Here is a 14496-nt window from a genome sequence, read left to right as displayed (position 1 = left end):
GTGCAGTGACTTCAGGCGGTCACATTCAAACTGGCCGCGACTTGCGCACGGCCACCGGCTTTCATCCAGGCGTCTACCTTACGAGCATAGTCCACCACCTCGCTCATTGCCGAGTCGAAGCCAAAACTCACGTAGGGCAGACCGAGCGATTCGCATGTATCGCGTAGCACTGCCATGCCGCGTACCAGGTTCGGTCCGCCGCGCCCGACCACCACGTATAGCGGCGAGGCGCCATACTTTCCGAAATGCTCGCGCAGCGCGTCGGCCATGGCGCGGAAGGTTTCGAAGATGTCGGTGTTGTTGGACTTGCCGCCGATGATGAACAGCACGTTGCTCTGCTTGAGCCAATGCTTGAAGCAAATACTGGCGACCGCCTTCATCTTCTCGTACGGCGGGTTTCCGCCAAAGTCGGAGGAGATGATCGCGTCGTCACCCAGCATCTGCGTGACGAGAGAGTTCGCGCCACCACCGAAGGTCGGTGCCAGGATCGTGCCCTTCTCGTTGATTATGTATACGTCGCTTTGGCCCTGGTAGGTGCGGAGCTGGTTGATCTCCTGCTCGAAGGGAGAGGTATCAACCGCGAAAAGATGAGGCGGCAGGTTCAGGCGCTGCCAGCGCGGATCGTCGCGGTCAAAGCCGCACTTGAAGTCGCAGGCAACCGGCGTCAGTCTGCCGCGCTTGTCCGCGCGCATGCGGATCGGATTGAGTTCCAGCGTGGTCATGCCGTAGTCGTGGAACAGATCCCATAGGTTTGGCAAGTGCTGCACTAGCGGCGAGATGATTTCCTTGGGCGCGTTCAGCCCGCTCAGCGCGTTCGCCACGACAAAGGCCTTGAGGCCGGTCAAAGGGCTGAAGGGCACGCGCGCAAGCTGGCTTTCGTGCAGTTCCTCGATATCCATGCCGCCGTGGTGCGTCAGTGTCATGGTTGGGGCACGAAATTCGGTGGAATCGGTCAGCGAGAAGTAGATCTCGTAGTCCGACGGCACGCCGCCTTCGAAGGTCACGCCATTGGCCTTGGCCTGCTGATTGCCATGGTGGTGTTCGGCGAAGTAGAGGCGCTCCTTCTCCTTGAGTGCCGAGGCCAGGTCGCTTACCCGGCTGAGCAGGCCAGCCTTACCTTTTTTGCCGACACCACCGCGGAACACCGGTTTGATGAAGACCTGCTTGTGGCGTTCGATAAGCGCCTTGATCTCGTCGTCATTGGCGTCGGGCCCGAGCACCTCAGCCGCGGGGAAACCCACGAGCTGTAGCAGCCGAGCGCCGTGAAGCATGCCGGTGATTTGCATGTTGTCTCCATCGTCAGGTAATTGCTATCGTCGCGGCATCCTAGTCCACCAAGGCTTTCACCATGCTTTCATCTTGAGAGAGATTTTGCCAGCCAAGCAATATTTGTCGTCGAGCACGCAACGGGTCGCCGCCAGCAGACCGCGCCCAAGCCGCAACCCGAAAATAACGATGACAGGAAGAAAAGATCATCCGTGATCATGAGTACACACACCCTGAGTGCGTATGCCGGCACGCGCGCCATGAAATGGCCAAGTGCAATACGCCAGGTAGTCGCTGCATCCATTGGAGTACGACTCTCATTGTGTCCGTTCAGGACATCCGGGCCCTCAATATGAAGAGTCGAGGCAGATAAATATCTTAAAAACGCATCTACTGCGCAATTTGCGCAGTAGATGTCCGCGCCGCCCCTGGTACGGTGTTCACCAAGCTAAGACCGTCTGATACCACCCCTTTCAAGGTGACGATAATTGGGCCGCCCTCCGTCTTCTCGAACAGAAACCGGAGTCAATGGCGTGGTACTGGACGCGGTGGTGGAACGCTCTCCCGAACACAGCCCGATCAGCATGATGGCGCGCCTGGGGTTGCAACGCGCCCTTGTACGAAGTTGACGACGGCTTGCCGGCATCAAGCTATCTCGATTGCGCAGAGCTTGATGGATTTGCGTACCTTTAAGGTTATGTCGCTTGCAATGCCTTGCGCTGCGGACAATAGTATCTATCCACCCCAGAGCAAGATCGACATGCAGACAGATAGCCAGCCGGTTCGAATTTCGCTCGAGGAACTGAGATCGTTCGCCGCCGCGCTAACCGACGGGTCCTTGCTCAAGCGCGCGACCTTGCGCGTCATCGCCGAGCAAGAGGATCGTCAGCGCCGGCAGGAGGCCAAAGCACACGATCTATATGCAGAGCAGACTAGCTCCGCAGTCGCAAACAGCCCCTCTCACGGGCATTAGTTTCCCGGCCTGTCGCGCCTCATAATTTGCCCCGAGCGGAGTCCCGTATGCCTTGTCTGAGTTCCTCTCCGGCGAGGGACGTCAGACGGTGATGCTCGTTCAGGCTCTGCCCTCCGGCTACATCATTGTGGCCATAGGTCCATGACCCGATACCGTTCGCTGTCGCTCTAACCGCGGTGAGGTGGCGCAACTGATCCTCCGGGTTCGTGTAGTCAGACACCTCGGACACTCAATGCTCGCTGAGCACGGCGCCATGCTGTCCGGCACTGGAGCACTCCCAATCGGCGAAGAATCGCGCCAGGTGTGGCTTCAGCACCCGTTGTTCCGGATGCACATCGAGGTAGCGAATGCGCAGTTCCTCCCCTGTTTGCACATCGCAGATGCAGATCACCATTCGCTCCAAATCAGCTTTCCGCGCCTTGTCCGCCTCGGCCTCCAGGCGCAGTTTCCGCCAGATCCCCTACCCGCTCGAGCTGATATGAGGGCTGCCACACGGGCTGCGCTCATCTAGCGTCATTCCCGAGCACGCCTGCTCCAGCAGATCATCGAGCGATCGTGGCTCCGCATAAGGATCGAGGTCAAACATGGCTCGCTCGATGATGTATTGGTAGCGGCTGACAACGATCTGGAAGAACTCTGCCGTACCGGTCCCGTAGGGCACCACCAGACAGGGACGCTCGATCTCTGCGCCGGCCAGCCGCAGCGGGCTGGGTCGCAACGCAATGCTGGCGTAGGTGGCAACACGTAACGACTGCAATCAAATCCGTGTATTAGTGGTAGGCGAAGACCAGAATCTTGCAATGGGTGAGGATCCTTTTGCGTTTTACTTCCAACCAATAGACCTGCGAGGCCGCGACAGCCGTGCGACACCATAAAAATGACGTCGCGGCCGTCGCAGGTGGCAGCCTCTACGATATCCTTGTACGGCGTGGTCGAGGTCGTTGTATCGATGCGGCAGGCCACACGTGCCGCTGCCGCGGCTGCGAGGACCTGATCCCCCAACTTTTGCGGCCTCTGAATGGAACACAACATACCCCTGATCACCACGCTTGCCGCTGGCTTCAGCATCGCCTTAATCCTTGGGTTCCTTGCCGAGCGAATCAAAGTGCCAGCGCTGGTCGGCTATCTGGTGGCCGGGATCATCATCGGCCCCGGCACGCCCGGTTTCGTGGCCGATGTGCATCTGGCCTCCCAGCTCTCCGAGATAGGTGTCATGCTGCTGATGTTCGGTGTCGGCCTGCACTTCTCCCTCAATGACCTCTTGGCGGTTAAACGCATCGCTGTGCCAGGTGCGGTGGTGCAGATGGCATTGGCCACGGTGCTGGGCATGCTGGTGGCGTGGTGGTGGGGATGGAGTTGGGGCAGCGGATTGATTTTCGGCCTGGCCCTGTCGTGCGCCAGTACTGTAGTGTTGCTCAAGGCCCTGGAAGCACGTGGCGTCCTCGAAAGCATGAACGGTCGCATCGCGGTCGGCTGGCTGGTGGTCGAAGACTTGGCCACCGTGCTGGTGCTGGTCTTGTTGCCGCCGCTGGCCGGCGTCCTGGGCGGCACCGTGGAGGTGCCAGCAGTCGAATCAAAACCCTTGTGGACAACTATCGGGCAAACGCTGTTGCAGGTGTCGGCCTTCATTGCCCTGATGCTCATCGCCGGCCGCCGCGTGCTGCCCTGGCTATTGTGGCAAATCTCGAGGACTGGCTCACGCGAGTTGTTCACCCTGTCGGTAATCACCGCCGCCATTGGCATTGCCTACGGTGCGGCCCAGCTGTTCAGCGTCTCATTCGCTCTGGGAGCATTCTTCGCCGGGATGGTAATGCGGGAATCCGAGTTCAGCCACCGCGCGGCTCAGGAATCCCTGCCGCTGCGCGACGCCTTTTCTGTGCTCTTCTTTGTGTCGGTGGGCATGCTGTTCGAACCGGCTATCCTGATGGAACAGCCGGTGCACGTACTTGGCGTGGTGGCCATCATCATCGTCGGCAAATCCATTGCGGCATTGGCCCTCGTACTGGCCTTCCGCTACCCGCTCAACACCGCGCTGACTGTCTCTGCCAGCCTGGCGCAGATCGGAGAATTCTCGTTCATCCTGGCCGGGCTGGGGCTCTCCCTTGGCCTGCTGCCCGCCGAAGGCATGAGCCTGGTGCTGGCAGGCGCACTCATTTCTATTGCCCTGAATCCTATGCTTTTCGCGGCCATCGAGCCGTTGCGCCGCTGGGTGCTCAGACGCTCGGAACTGGCTCGCCGCCTGGAACAGCGGGGCGACCCCTATGCCGAACTGCCTATGAATACCGAGCGCAAGTATCTGGAGGGTCAAGTCGTGCTGGTGGGCTATGGCCGGGTGGGCAAACGGATCGCCAGTGCGCTGGAAGCCCGCGGCATCCCCTATGTGGTGGCGGAGCAGAACCGGGAACTGGTTGAGGACCTACGCAAGAAGGGCATGGTGGCAGTGTCGGGCAACGCCGCCGAGCCCTCGGTGCTGATTCAGGCCCACATCGCCGACGCGGCCATGCTCGTGGTGGCAACGTCCGATTCTCTCGATGTTCGCCAGATGGCCGACACGGCTCGCACGCTCAATCCGGGTATCGAGATCGTCATGCGCACGCACAGCGAGGACGAGTCACTGATGTTGCGCAAGGAGGGGATCGGAACGGTCTTCTTCGGCGAGGAGGAACTGGCCAGGAGCATGACCTGCCACGTACTCCAGCGTTTCGCGCCGCAGTCGAGTCCTTCGGCTACTGGCCACGCCTGAGCGCCGTTGCACGCTGGCGCGCGGTTCCGGCACCAACAGCGTGTCGCATGGAAGCCCGGTGAGCAGTTTGGCGACTGTGCTGCCCAGCAGCAAGCTCATGATTCCGCTATCACTACCAAGCTATATCGTGATTCCGGACGTATTGGGTCACTATGGACTCGGTGGCTCCAAACTCGATGGCCGGGGAAGCCCTGTACGGCCGTCTCATGAGGACGGTCGGCATCTCGCCCTGCCCGTCCCATTATTGCCCTTCGGCGTTGCGGTAGGTGCGCGGCGGCTCGGGAACCGGCGGCGGTGGCGCCACGACGGCAAAGCAGCCGGCTGCCAGAAGGTCTGTCCATGTCAGGCCATGCCTGGCCATCTGCACACGGATCCGCACCGTGGCTGCGGCGCGCTCAATCTCAAGAGACATAGGTATATCGTTTTGGGAATCGGAAAGGTGCAACGAATTGGGCCGCAAAATCAATCATCATTGCCGGCACCCCACACGGCCTGCATCGCTTCCATCCGCCGCGCCGCCTCGGTGGTCGCGTAGCGCGTGGTGGTGTCGAGCGACGCGTGGCCGGCATTCTGCAGCACTACCTCCAGCGGCGCCCCGGCCGCCAGCGCTTGGGTAGTATGGGTATGGCGCAGCCAGTGCATGCTGGCCGCCTCCAGCCGCGCCGCGCGGGTCGGCAAGACACAGCGTGCCGGCGCAGGCCGTCATGAAGCCCTTGATCTGCTTGGCGAGCATGACGGTGCCGATGCCGGCGGCATCGACGGGGCTGGCGGCGCGTGCTTCTTCCAGGCCAAGCTCCCTGGAGCCGGCCTGGAAGAAGCGCTTGATCTGCCAATACAGCGTGGTAGGTCTGGCGGCGGGCTGCATGCTCAGAAACATCGGTGTCCGACGCCGATTCAGGTGGGACCCGCACCTTGGGCAATGCGAGACACCGCTGAACTGAGCCGGGGAACGTCGCGGGAGGGTCCGATGGGGGCCTGCAATGAACAACGCTGCCAGAATGGCGGCGTTGTGTGTAACCTTTGGGTAGTGCCGATGCACTGCGCGTCAGCCGAGCGGAGCGAGGGAACGATGGAAGCCCGAATGGGGCGAGACCCCAGAGGGGGGCGACGCGCTGCACAACAGTGCGACCGGCCATGTGCCCTTGGCCGAGGACGCCCATGCACTGATAACTCAGATCAACCACAGACACCGCATGCTGCATCTGCCCGGAGAGCCCCATGGACAAGGACCTCGACACCATGACGCGCGAACAGCTCATCGCCGAAGTGAAGACACTGCGCGCCGGCATCCGCACCCACCGCGACACCTCCGGCCATGACCTGTGCTGGTATCACCCGCACTTGTGGGCTTTGCTCCCCGAACAGGTCAACCATGTGCCGCTCGTCCCCGACTGGCCGCAGTTCATGCGCGGCTGTGTAAAGTACCGCGAATCACTGGATGCGCAATGCCCGCAGGCGCCGCGCAGTCAGCTAGAGTTCGGTGAATAGATCGCCGACACACGGAATGGAGGGCCAGCGCAGCGGCGAGCTGGGCGACCCGTTTTGCCATTGCATGGCAGAAGCGGCAAACCCGCGCGGTGGTAAGGTGCCCCATGGCACCTCCTGCTGAATGCCAAGCTGCGTGAGCTTCACGTCCTTCTCCAAACACATTGACCCCACGGCCATGGATTACCTTCCTCAGCTTCTCGCTCTCTCGGGCATCATTCTTCTGGCTTGCGCCAGCCCCGGGCCAGACTTCGTGGCGGTGACCTCTCATTCGTTGAGTGAGCGCCGTTCCGGTGTGTTCGTCGGCCTGGGAATCACCTGTGCCGTGGCCATTTGGGCAAGCCTGGCGGTGTTCGGCTTCGGACTGCTGATACAGCAGTTTTTCTGGCTCTATGAAGGTATCCGGCTGGCCGGCGCGGCCTATCTGATCTACCTTGGCGTGCGCATGCTGGCGGGAGCCCTTCGTGCACGAGCAGGGACCCAAGACATCGCACAGGCGCCGCCCCTCCGCGCGGGGCAGGCATGGCGCAGAGGATTCCTGGTGGGAATCACCAATCCCAAGACCGCAACCTTCTTCGCGACCTTGTTCGTCACTTTGCTACCTGTGGGAGCGCCGTCGTGGGTGTATGCGGCAGTGGTGGCCGTGGTGTTCTGTATCACCGGCACATGGATGTGTTTGCTGGCCTCCTTCTTCTCTGTGGGCGTCGTGCGCTCTGTCTATGCGCGCATTCGTAAACCTGTCGATGCACTGATGGGCGCTGCTCTGGTGGGGCTGGGAGTGCGCATGGCGACAAGCCGATGAGGTTGCCGGCGCCAAGCCGCAGCTGTGCCGCCCAGTGCAGCAGAAAAAATGTCGGGCGTGCCGACGACCCACATGACCGCCGGGGCGTGCTGGTCGAGCCACCCCCTTCCGCGAAGCGCGCCGTGAGCGCGCTCTGGGGGCCGATCCAGGCGGGTGGCCTGGAATTGCTCGAACGCTACGGCGATACCGACGTGGCGCTGCTCCAGCGATTTCTTGAAGACTATTGTGCGCTCCAGTGGAGCCATGCTGAACGGATTCGGGAAGGCCGCAAGCGTTGACGATACGAATCCGTTCGCACATGCTCGTCCCATAATCAATCGAACTGGTCATCCAACCAGACGTGAAATCTTGAAAATCCCCTTCTGCCGCTGGATCACACACGCAGTCCTGGGGATCATCCTGACCGGAATCGTCGTTTCTAGTCTGATCGTTTATGGCTATCCCGCACTCGCTGCGGCCGAATGGCAAGCTATGATTGCGAAGACGCAATACAGAATGTCCCCTGGGGACTTGGAGGTGACACTCGCGCTGGTGCGCGGTGGGAGCCTGGCGACGGCAGCGGAACGCCTCGGCGTGGATGCCTCCGCTGTGTTCCGCTCACTGCAGCGCATCGAGCGCGGCCTGGGGCGTCTCTTGTTCGAGCGAACGCGTTCGGGCTACCTCGCAACGGAGTTGGCCACCCAACTGGCCGAGCACGCCGAGCAGATGGAGGTGGCGCTGGAAGCGGCACGCTCATCCGTCGAGGCAGCGCCGGCACCGATCTCGGGCACGGTGCGGATCACGACGACCGACACCGTCCTGCACGGCCTGGTCGCGCCCGCATTACGCAGCCTGCAGAAGGCTCATCCCCAACTGAGCTACGAACTCCATACAGGCAACGGACTGGCCAGCCTGACCCGGCGTGATGCTGATATTGCGGTGCAGGCGACCAAGCGCCCGCCGCAGCACTTGGTGGGCAAGCACATCGGGCCAATCCGCGTCGCGCTCTACGCGGCCAAGAGAGGCAGCGTGACCAAATTTGCCGAGGTCGAGGCTGGCAGGGCCGACTGGATCGCGCCCGACGATGCGCTACCCGAACACCCTTCGGTAGTTTGGCGCAAGCGCTACTTTCCCAAGGCAGCCCCGCGCTACCGCGTCAACAGCATCCTTTCCGTGCTGGAACTGGCTGCACTCGGGCTTGGCGTGGGCATCGTGCCCTTGTTCCTGGCCGATGGGCGCAGCGATGTTGTTCACCTGACCGAGCCACTTGACAAGTGCGAGACGGATCTGTGGCTCCTCACGCATCCCGAATCGCGCCATCTCCGCCGGGTGGAGACATGCTGCCGAAGTGCAGCAATGTCGGCTCGCCTTTTAGTGTGAAGGCCGGCCCAGGGGTCGCGTGCAGACTGGTCTCGGCGTTCACGATCACCGATCAGGCTGTTCACGTCGCAGCGACCCGGTGCAACGTCATCCCTTTCGGAAATGCTCCGCCGAGCGAAATGCGAGCGCTTCCGGATCGCACGTCCGGAGAGCAATGGGGCTAGCCACGATGCAAGCAGCGTGCGCGGTGCCTGACTGCCTAGCCGAGGCCCCATCCCGCCGGCGATCAACTCCCAATGGCAGCATCGATCGCCTCCGGGACGGTGGCGCCGCGCCCAAGCACTTCCTTCGCTTCACCCCATGCATCGCTTCGAACGACACGCCATTCGCTAAAGTAGGTGTTGCCGCTCAACTCGCTCACACACGTCACCGTCGCGCTCTGAGCTTCAATCCATCGCAACCGACGCTGATCGTCGGCACCCATCACCCATTCGGGATAGTTTTCTTCTGATTCGCTTCTCACCGAGACGCCTCCAGCCCGTCTACTCTTCCCTGCGTCGTTCGGCATTCTCGCTTCCCTGCACCGATTGAATTGAAAACGATTGCAACGTCGACGGCTTTGACTACACAATAAATGAGGTTTTCCCAGGAAACAGCAGAATTGCGCAATCACTATCGAGAATACGCACACACCAAGAGGGCGGCTCGCTGAATGTGGCGGATGTCATGTGGTCGCCGTCCTTTTGAAACTGATCGTCGAGAACACTCCCCTGGTGCTGCGGCAGAGCCTTTGTCAAGTCGCGCAGCAGACCGAGACGGATAGGCCTCCGCTCTTTGAACGGAACCCCACCCGGTCCAGGTGGTGCTCGCTCGGCGACGGCGGCGTACTTGTAGAGGTAGACGACTTCGCCGTTGATAAGATCAAAGCGCTGCGCAAGCTGCGCTGCATTAGCCACTCCCATTCACGTCCCTAGTCTCAGCGTCGAGCCCTGGGAGGACACGTGATGGAACTACTACTTGTGCTGGCTCTGCCGGTTTGGCCGCTTGGCTTCGGTGTCTGGACGTGGTCGTGCATTCTTGACGCTGCTGTCGCGCGCAAGAAGTCGCATTGGCAAGGCCATGGTCCATTGGGGCCCGATGGCCATCGTCTTTGGTGTGGTACTGCACCAAACTCGGAGAAGGGCAAGCACTATGCGCAGTCCGCCAGCAGCGGCGCCGCGGAGAGATGTCAGCCAACGGGACTCCCCTCTGGCTTTACCGGGTCGTACGCGTCCATCGGCGCGCAGGCCTGGAAAGAGTGATTGACCTTCCAGTAGAGTGTGACAGGCTGCAGCGCCCCGCCGGGCCGACCGCATCGTTCTTGCCCTGCGGCGCGCGTACCTCGACTAACCGTGCAGCGCCCAACGGCCCGCTGCTGTGCTGGATCGGACAAAAGCCCGTGTTCGGTACTGACCGGTTCCGCAACTACGCTGTCCGGTACGCGCCCGAGAAACTACTACCTCGCAACGTCATTCGCCTACGGCTCTTTTGCGCTTTGTCGATGATCCGAAGGCTGAGCATTGGAAAAGCTGGCAGCAACAGCCTATGCGGTTGCTAGGCTGAGTCGGCTTCAGTCAAGACGGGGTTATCGTGCGGCCGAAGTCCATTGTGGATCGAGACCTACATTTGGACGAGTTGGCTCACTGGATCTGCGCACCGGAGTCCTTCACGACCTTGCCCCACCGCGTGATTTCAGCGTCGATATGCGTACGCAGGACCTCAGGCGTCGATCCAACCGGCTCGTAGCCACTGGCGGCCAGCGTCGCCTTGAGATCTGGCTCCTTCAGCACCGAGGAAATCTCTCGGCTGAGGCGGTCTACCACGAGCGGCGGCGCTCCCGCCGGCGCCAACATTGCATACCAACCGGTGATACTGATGCCCGGAACGCCGGCTTCTGCAAGCGTGGGAACTTCAGGTGCCACTGCCGCGCGCTTGCTGCCAGTGACGGCCAGCGCGCGCAGCTTGCCGCTGCGCACATGTGGCAAAGTGGTAGAGATGCTATCGAACGTGAGCTGGATTTCGCCGGACAGCATCGCGGTCACCACCTGCGCACTGCCCTTGTACGGGACGTGGGTCATTTTGATGCCGGTGACCGAGTCGAAAAACTCGCCAGCGAGATGTCCAGTATTGCCGTTGCCGGCCGAGCCAAACGTGAGCTTGCCGGGCGATGCCTTGGCTTGCGCGATAAGCTCCGGTACCGTGTTGGCACTCAGCGACGGACTTCCCGCGAGGATCATCGGCAGGTTGGCGACCAACGAAACCGGTGCAAAGTCCTTGCGTGTGTCGTAGGGCAGCTTGGGATAGAGGCTGGCATTGATGGCGTGTGCTGCCAACACCATGATCAACGTGTAGCCGTCTGGCTTGGCGCGAGCCGCCATCTGGCTAGCAATGGTGCCACCTGCGCCGGGACGGTAGTCCAGCACGACGGGCTGGCCCAGCCGCTCCTGCAGCTTCGCGGCCACCGGACGTGCCAGCAGATCGGCGCTACCACCGGGCGGGTAAGGAATCAGCAACTGGATCGGACGGGAGGGCCAGGCATCAGCCTTGGCGATGCCAGAATTCCCCCACAGGGCAGTGCTAGCGAGTGCCATCGCAGCAACGGCCAGCCATGCACGGCCTCGCGGATCCGGACGTGTCGTATCCATGTTTGTCTCCTGATTCTTGGTTTCCGGCTGGCTGCCGCCGACGCGTCATCTATACGGCGCGACATAGGGCGTTTGTGGCCATAGATGGTAATTCGCCGCCAGCGCCGGGGCGTTCTTATATCCCTAACGCTTCCTTCCAACGTTCGGAACGGCTACCCTAATTTGACCGACGTTAGGATTGTTGTATAGAGTCCGCTGAAAAATGGCCCAGGAATTCGTAGGTGAATACGACAATTCCGATCATACAACTGAGCATCGTTAAGCTTGTGGTGTTGAAGATTGATCCCCCAATCATCCACCTAGTAGGAGACGATCATCTTTGGAGAGACGTAAGCGCTAGCTTCAGCACAGCCTGAGTACGATCGGCCTGTTGCTCAAGCGGGGTGCGGCCGCTCACCGTACGGCAGTTCTCCCCCGGCGAAGGTCTCGACCTGGTACAGGGCCTAAAAATAATCGAGCTCCTCTTGTACTCGAGCGCTGGACTTCTTTTTCCCCTTTTTCGCCTCGTCACGAAGTTGACTTTCGATTGCTTTCGCCATGAACGAGGCGAGCTGGTAACCAGCTTGCGCTCTCAATGCGGTTGAACGCATCAATTCTCGTGTGAAGGGGACGGTAGACCTCGATCGCGAGAGCGGCTGGGAAGAATCCTGTGGACCCTGACTCCCTGCCGTATCATCAACTCGTCATGCTGGAGAAAAGTCCCTCTGGCCAAGACTACCCTCGCATCACACACCGGGACCACTCGATTCTTAAGGCCATCAGGCGAGCGCGCCAATGCTCCGCCCACTCATAAGGTATTGCGATCTTCTCGTCCTCGGCGATCCCACCGCCCCCCACGCCATCGAGCTAAGTGCATTACCCCTAAGCAATCTATCGGTCACTTCCATTCCGGCTCGCCGCACCGCAGAACGCGGTACCACCTGGCGTGGCGGCTTGCCTGCTGATACTTAGCCTGGCCTACATCCTGTGGGGCCTGGTGTCTGGCAGCTTTTGAGCTGCCGCTATTCAAGATTTGTCGGCCAAAGTTGGCAAGCAATCACGATCCAGTGTGCGCATCCTCGGAGCGAGAGTCTTGGCGAGTCGAGCGGGGAAGCGGAAAAGACGGTAGAGCCCGACACTCGGACACGCAAGGTACCAACGGCTGGCAAGTCGAGAACCGACGCGTAGTTCCCCATCGAAGGACTGTACGCGACAGCTCGGGGAGCGCTGCCAATTCCCCATCAATGTAGTCCATGGAGGAAGCCGCAGATTTGCACTGCGATCATGGATTCTTTGACGGGTCTGCGGAAAAAATCGCTCGCCTGCATCACGAGGCCAAGCGTGGCCGCGATAACAGTGACCGGCATGCGCCGTATGCTCGCCCAAGCAGAGAGTTGGGCGAGCATACCGCCCAGGCACCGCTTAGCGCATGATCGAAGCAAGATTGCTGGATTGACGTCTGCCCTCAACTTCGCAGCATCCTGAAGAACTGCCGATAGCGCCCTGTCTGCTGAAGTCGGCTAGTTCAAGCCTCGTAGCCAACATCCTCCCAAACGCGTCTAGCAAGACATCTGAGTTCAAAGCAGACGGTCCCGCCAGAGCCGGACAAATGATCCAGGTGGTGCCGTCGCGCACGAGCACGCGCAGAGACTTGACTAAGTCTGCCGGCTGCAGTTGTTGATCTTCCGCCGCGACTCCATCTAGCGCGAACGCGCGGACATAGTCCTCAGTATGTCGCTGACCTAGACAAACCACGACTTTCGGTCGCCAGTATGCGCAGATTTTTGCTAGAAAGCGGAAACGGCCACCTTGTCGGCACAGATCTAGATAGCGAGCGATCGGCACTAGGGAAGACTGTCCGCGGAATGCCTTGGACCATGGCGTGACGCCATCGAGTTGCGCCGGCAGGGGAAACAGGTTCAGTTTGAACTCCGCGCCGTCGGGAGCATAGAGCTGATGCCCGTAGTACTGTTTCGAGTCGCTGTCTCCCAGCCGAAGCCCTAGCACCTCTGCACGAGCGGCCGCCATTATGCGTGCGATACGTTGATGGCTCTGCCATTTCCCCATAATGCCAGAATGGACCTTGCGGAAATTCGCGTCCCACGCTAGCGGCTCCGTTCGCGGCACCAGTGGGGCCTGAAAAGACTCGTTCCACGGATGCGGACTTCTATCGCAGAACCACACGGCCCCTGCTGGGTTGCCCCCTTCCATTCCTACATACGATGCGAAATAGTCATCTAGTTCTTGACCGGAGAACGCTGCTCTGTTTCTCATATCGATTTGCCGATTGTTGACTGACCGCGGCTACAGAAATCGCTTCGCGAACGACTAACGTGCGCGATTTGGTCTCACATCGCAGGAGGTCCCCGCTTGTGCCGCCTATCTTCCCATCGCGGCCTACCGGTCGCCATCACCCGAAATGGGGGGATTATTGTTACCTCCGTTGCGCGGGGCAAAACAGCGGCGCGGCTCACAGACACCTACGCTTTTCATCCGCTAGAATCGCGCGAAGTGAACGGGGCGTGGGATATGGCGGACAAAAGTGATCGTCGGTGGGCCAGGACGGCTCGGCCGCTGGTATGGATAGCACTTGGCGTCGTGCTGGTGATGGTCTTCTTTCGCGGCGTCTGGTACGAGCCGGGTAATCTCGACATCGAAGATGCTGTGAGATATGCGTGTTATGAGGCCATCGACCGGATGTCGCCGACGCCTTACGCGGTCGATTTCGAGATAGAGGAAGCGCCGCAAACTTTGCGACGCGCAACGGACGGCACGATAGAGATGCAGTTCAGATTCACAGCAAAGAGCGCGCATGGTTCTTCCACAAGCGTCATTGCATACTGCAGTGTGTCCGGCGACCGACAGCGCGTAGAGCGCATCAGCCTGAGGCGCACGCCTTAGGAAATCCCAGTACCCGCCAGTCTCCAACCACCCACATGGGTGGTTTCATTTTTTCCGAGGCAGCCAATGTGCAGCCCCGAGCTACCGACTCAGAAATAACCCTGGATATCACCGCCCTCGGTATTGGCATCGACACCTCGAATCTGAAGAAGGGCGAGGCCGCGATGCGGGCGGCGGAGCCGGCCGGCACTGGCTGGCTGACGCGGCGAATGGGGTGGCACCCGTCCACCTACGTTAGCAACGCGCTTATCGGACCATCTCCAATTCCGTCAGCAACCAATGCTTGAACACATCAAAGGCTTCATGCTGAGGCAGGCGCTGAGCCGGTCGCCTCGCATCAAGTCCCTGGGGCGGCTTCAACCCA

General features: G+C 60.7%; 17 protein-coding genes. 7 read left to right on the top strand and 10 right to left on the bottom strand.

All coding sequences use genetic code 11. From position 1 onward, the window contains the following. Nucleotides 1-11 precede the first annotated feature (11 nt). The gene (locus tag P3W85_RS43390; protein WP_276269355.1) at nt 12-1286 is read right to left on the bottom strand and encodes an ATP citrate lyase citrate-binding domain-containing protein; all 1275 of its coding nucleotides are present in this window, start codon (nt 1284-1286) and stop codon (nt 12-14) included. A gap of 653 nt (nt 1287-1939) precedes the next feature. Here P3W85_RS43390 and P3W85_RS43385 point away from each other — a divergent pair. Continuing rightward, a complete protein-coding gene (locus P3W85_RS43385) occupies nt 1940-2239 on the top strand; it encodes a hypothetical protein (protein WP_276269354.1) in 300 nt (99 codons plus the stop codon). Between the two features lie 229 nt (nt 2240-2468). Here the strand turns inward: P3W85_RS43385 and P3W85_RS43380 are convergent, their stop codons facing one another. Further along, on the bottom strand, nt 2469-2633 hold the full coding sequence (locus tag P3W85_RS43380; RefSeq protein ID WP_276269353.1) for a hypothetical protein: 165 nt from the start codon (nt 2631-2633) through the stop codon (nt 2469-2471). Between the two features lie 66 nt (nt 2634-2699). Further along, nucleotides 2700-2996: a hypothetical protein gene (locus P3W85_RS43375; RefSeq protein WP_276269352.1), complete on the bottom strand. Its 297-nt coding sequence runs from the start codon at nt 2994-2996 to the stop codon at nt 2700-2702. Between the two features lie 261 nt (nt 2997-3257). On the opposite strand from P3W85_RS43375, the gene ybaL reads away from it, so the two are divergent. After that, complete coding sequence (gene ybaL, locus P3W85_RS43370; protein ID WP_276269351.1) at nt 3258-4982, top strand: YbaL family putative K(+) efflux transporter; 1725 nt, start codon at nt 3258-3260, stop codon at nt 4980-4982. Nucleotides 4983-5223: 241 nt separating this feature from the next. Here the strand turns inward: ybaL and P3W85_RS45410 are convergent, their stop codons facing one another. Both P3W85_RS45410 and P3W85_RS43360 read right to left on the bottom strand, forming a co-directional pair. After that, nucleotides 5224-5394: a hypothetical protein gene (locus P3W85_RS45410; RefSeq protein WP_346430336.1), complete on the bottom strand. Its 171-nt coding sequence runs from the start codon at nt 5392-5394 to the stop codon at nt 5224-5226. Between the two features lie 50 nt (nt 5395-5444). Further along, nucleotides 5445-5624: a tyrosine-type recombinase/integrase gene (locus P3W85_RS43360; RefSeq protein ID WP_276269350.1), complete on the bottom strand. Its 180-nt coding sequence runs from the start codon at nt 5622-5624 to the stop codon at nt 5445-5447. 576 nt (nt 5625-6200) lie between these two features. Between P3W85_RS43360 and P3W85_RS43355 the strand changes: the two genes are divergently transcribed. The 4 genes from P3W85_RS43355 to P3W85_RS43340 all read left to right on the top strand — a co-directional run bounded on the left by P3W85_RS43355 (nt 6201) and on the right by P3W85_RS43340 (nt 8628). Then, nucleotides 6201-6470, top strand: coding sequence for a hypothetical protein (locus tag P3W85_RS43355; protein ID WP_276269349.1), 270 nt, complete (start codon nt 6201-6203; stop codon nt 6468-6470). 133 nt (nt 6471-6603) lie between these two features. After that, nucleotides 6604-7269 (top strand): LysE family translocator, encoded by a 666-nt coding sequence (locus P3W85_RS43350; RefSeq protein WP_276269348.1) that lies wholly within the window; start codon nt 6604-6606, stop codon nt 7267-7269. A 122-nt stretch (nt 7270-7391) separates the two neighbouring features. Continuing rightward, nucleotides 7392-7547: a hypothetical protein gene (locus tag P3W85_RS43345; RefSeq protein WP_276269347.1), complete on the top strand. Its 156-nt coding sequence runs from the start codon at nt 7392-7394 to the stop codon at nt 7545-7547. Between the two features lie 193 nt (nt 7548-7740). Then, nucleotides 7741-8628 (top strand): LysR family transcriptional regulator, encoded by an 888-nt coding sequence (locus P3W85_RS43340; protein WP_276269371.1) that lies wholly within the window; start codon nt 7741-7743, stop codon nt 8626-8628. 226 nt (nt 8629-8854) lie between these two features. On the opposite strand, the gene P3W85_RS43335 is transcribed toward P3W85_RS43340, so the two are convergent. The 5 genes from P3W85_RS43335 to P3W85_RS43315 all read right to left on the bottom strand — a co-directional run bounded on the left by P3W85_RS43335 (nt 8855) and on the right by P3W85_RS43315 (nt 13505). Continuing rightward, nucleotides 8855-9091 (bottom strand): hypothetical protein, encoded by a 237-nt coding sequence (locus P3W85_RS43335; protein WP_276269346.1) that lies wholly within the window; start codon nt 9089-9091, stop codon nt 8855-8857. Nucleotides 9092-9191: 100 nt separating this feature from the next. Beyond that, nucleotides 9192-9530 (bottom strand): hypothetical protein, encoded by a 339-nt coding sequence (locus P3W85_RS43330; protein ID WP_276269345.1) that lies wholly within the window; start codon nt 9528-9530, stop codon nt 9192-9194. Between the two features lie 717 nt (nt 9531-10247). Further along, nucleotides 10248-11252: a tripartite tricarboxylate transporter substrate binding protein gene (locus tag P3W85_RS43325; protein WP_276269344.1), complete on the bottom strand. Its 1005-nt coding sequence runs from the start codon at nt 11250-11252 to the stop codon at nt 10248-10250. A 443-nt stretch (nt 11253-11695) separates the two neighbouring features. Further along, nucleotides 11696-11842: a hypothetical protein gene (locus P3W85_RS43320; RefSeq protein ID WP_276269343.1), complete on the bottom strand. Its 147-nt coding sequence runs from the start codon at nt 11840-11842 to the stop codon at nt 11696-11698. A gap of 811 nt (nt 11843-12653) precedes the next feature. Further along, the gene (locus tag P3W85_RS43315; protein ID WP_276269342.1) at nt 12654-13505 is read right to left on the bottom strand and encodes a transcriptional regulator; all 852 of its coding nucleotides are present in this window, start codon (nt 13503-13505) and stop codon (nt 12654-12656) included. 324 nt (nt 13506-13829) lie between these two features. Between P3W85_RS43315 and P3W85_RS43310 the strand changes: the two genes are divergently transcribed. Continuing rightward, on the top strand, nt 13830-14132 hold the full coding sequence (locus P3W85_RS43310) for a hypothetical protein (RefSeq protein WP_276269341.1): 303 nt from the start codon (nt 13830-13832) through the stop codon (nt 14130-14132). Nucleotides 14133-14496: the final 364 nt, after the last annotated feature.

Origin of the sequence: Cupriavidus basilensis (assembly GCF_029335485.1) — a bacterium.
Taxonomy (GTDB): Bacteria; Pseudomonadota; Gammaproteobacteria; order Burkholderiales; family Burkholderiaceae; genus Cupriavidus; species Cupriavidus basilensis_E.
The sequence above is the reverse complement of the archived record's forward strand: the minus strand, read 5'-3'. Positions and strand labels throughout refer to the sequence as shown.

What these genes read in the sequence shown, in the direction of transcription:
- P3W85_RS43385 (WP_276269354.1), top strand. Translation starts at nt 1,940, where the DNA reads ATGGATTTGCGTACCTTTAAGGTTATGTCGCTTGCAATGCCTTGCGCT.
- ybaL (WP_276269351.1), top strand. Translation starts at nt 3,258, where the DNA reads ATGGAACACAACATACCCCTGATCACCACGCTTGCCGCTGGCTTCAGC.
- P3W85_RS43390 (WP_276269355.1), bottom strand. Translation starts at nt 1,286, where the DNA reads ATGCAAATCACCGGCATGCTTCACGGCGCTCGGCTGCTACAGCTCGTG.
- P3W85_RS43380 (WP_276269353.1), bottom strand. Translation starts at nt 2,633, where the DNA reads ATGGTGATCTGCATCTGCGATGTGCAAACAGGGGAGGAACTGCGCATT.
- P3W85_RS43315 (WP_276269342.1), bottom strand. Translation starts at nt 13,505, where the DNA reads ATGAGAAACAGAGCAGCGTTCTCCGGTCAAGAACTAGATGACTATTTC.
- P3W85_RS43320 (WP_276269343.1), bottom strand. Translation starts at nt 11,842, where the DNA reads ATGCGTTCAACCGCATTGAGAGCGCAAGCTGGTTACCAGCTCGCCTCG.
- P3W85_RS43340 (WP_276269371.1), top strand. Translation starts at nt 7,741, where the DNA reads ATGATTGCGAAGACGCAATACAGAATGTCCCCTGGGGACTTGGAGGTG.
- P3W85_RS45410 (WP_346430336.1), bottom strand. Translation starts at nt 5,394, where the DNA reads ATGTCTCTTGAGATTGAGCGCGCCGCAGCCACGGTGCGGATCCGTGTG.
- P3W85_RS43330 (WP_276269345.1), bottom strand. Translation starts at nt 9,530, where the DNA reads ATGGGAGTGGCTAATGCAGCGCAGCTTGCGCAGCGCTTTGATCTTATC.
- P3W85_RS43325 (WP_276269344.1), bottom strand. Translation starts at nt 11,252, where the DNA reads ATGGATACGACACGTCCGGATCCGCGAGGCCGTGCATGGCTGGCCGTT.
- P3W85_RS43355 (WP_276269349.1), top strand. Translation starts at nt 6,201, where the DNA reads ATGGACAAGGACCTCGACACCATGACGCGCGAACAGCTCATCGCCGAA.
- P3W85_RS43360 (WP_276269350.1), bottom strand. Translation starts at nt 5,624, where the DNA reads ATGCACTGGCTGCGCCATACCCATACTACCCAAGCGCTGGCGGCCGGG.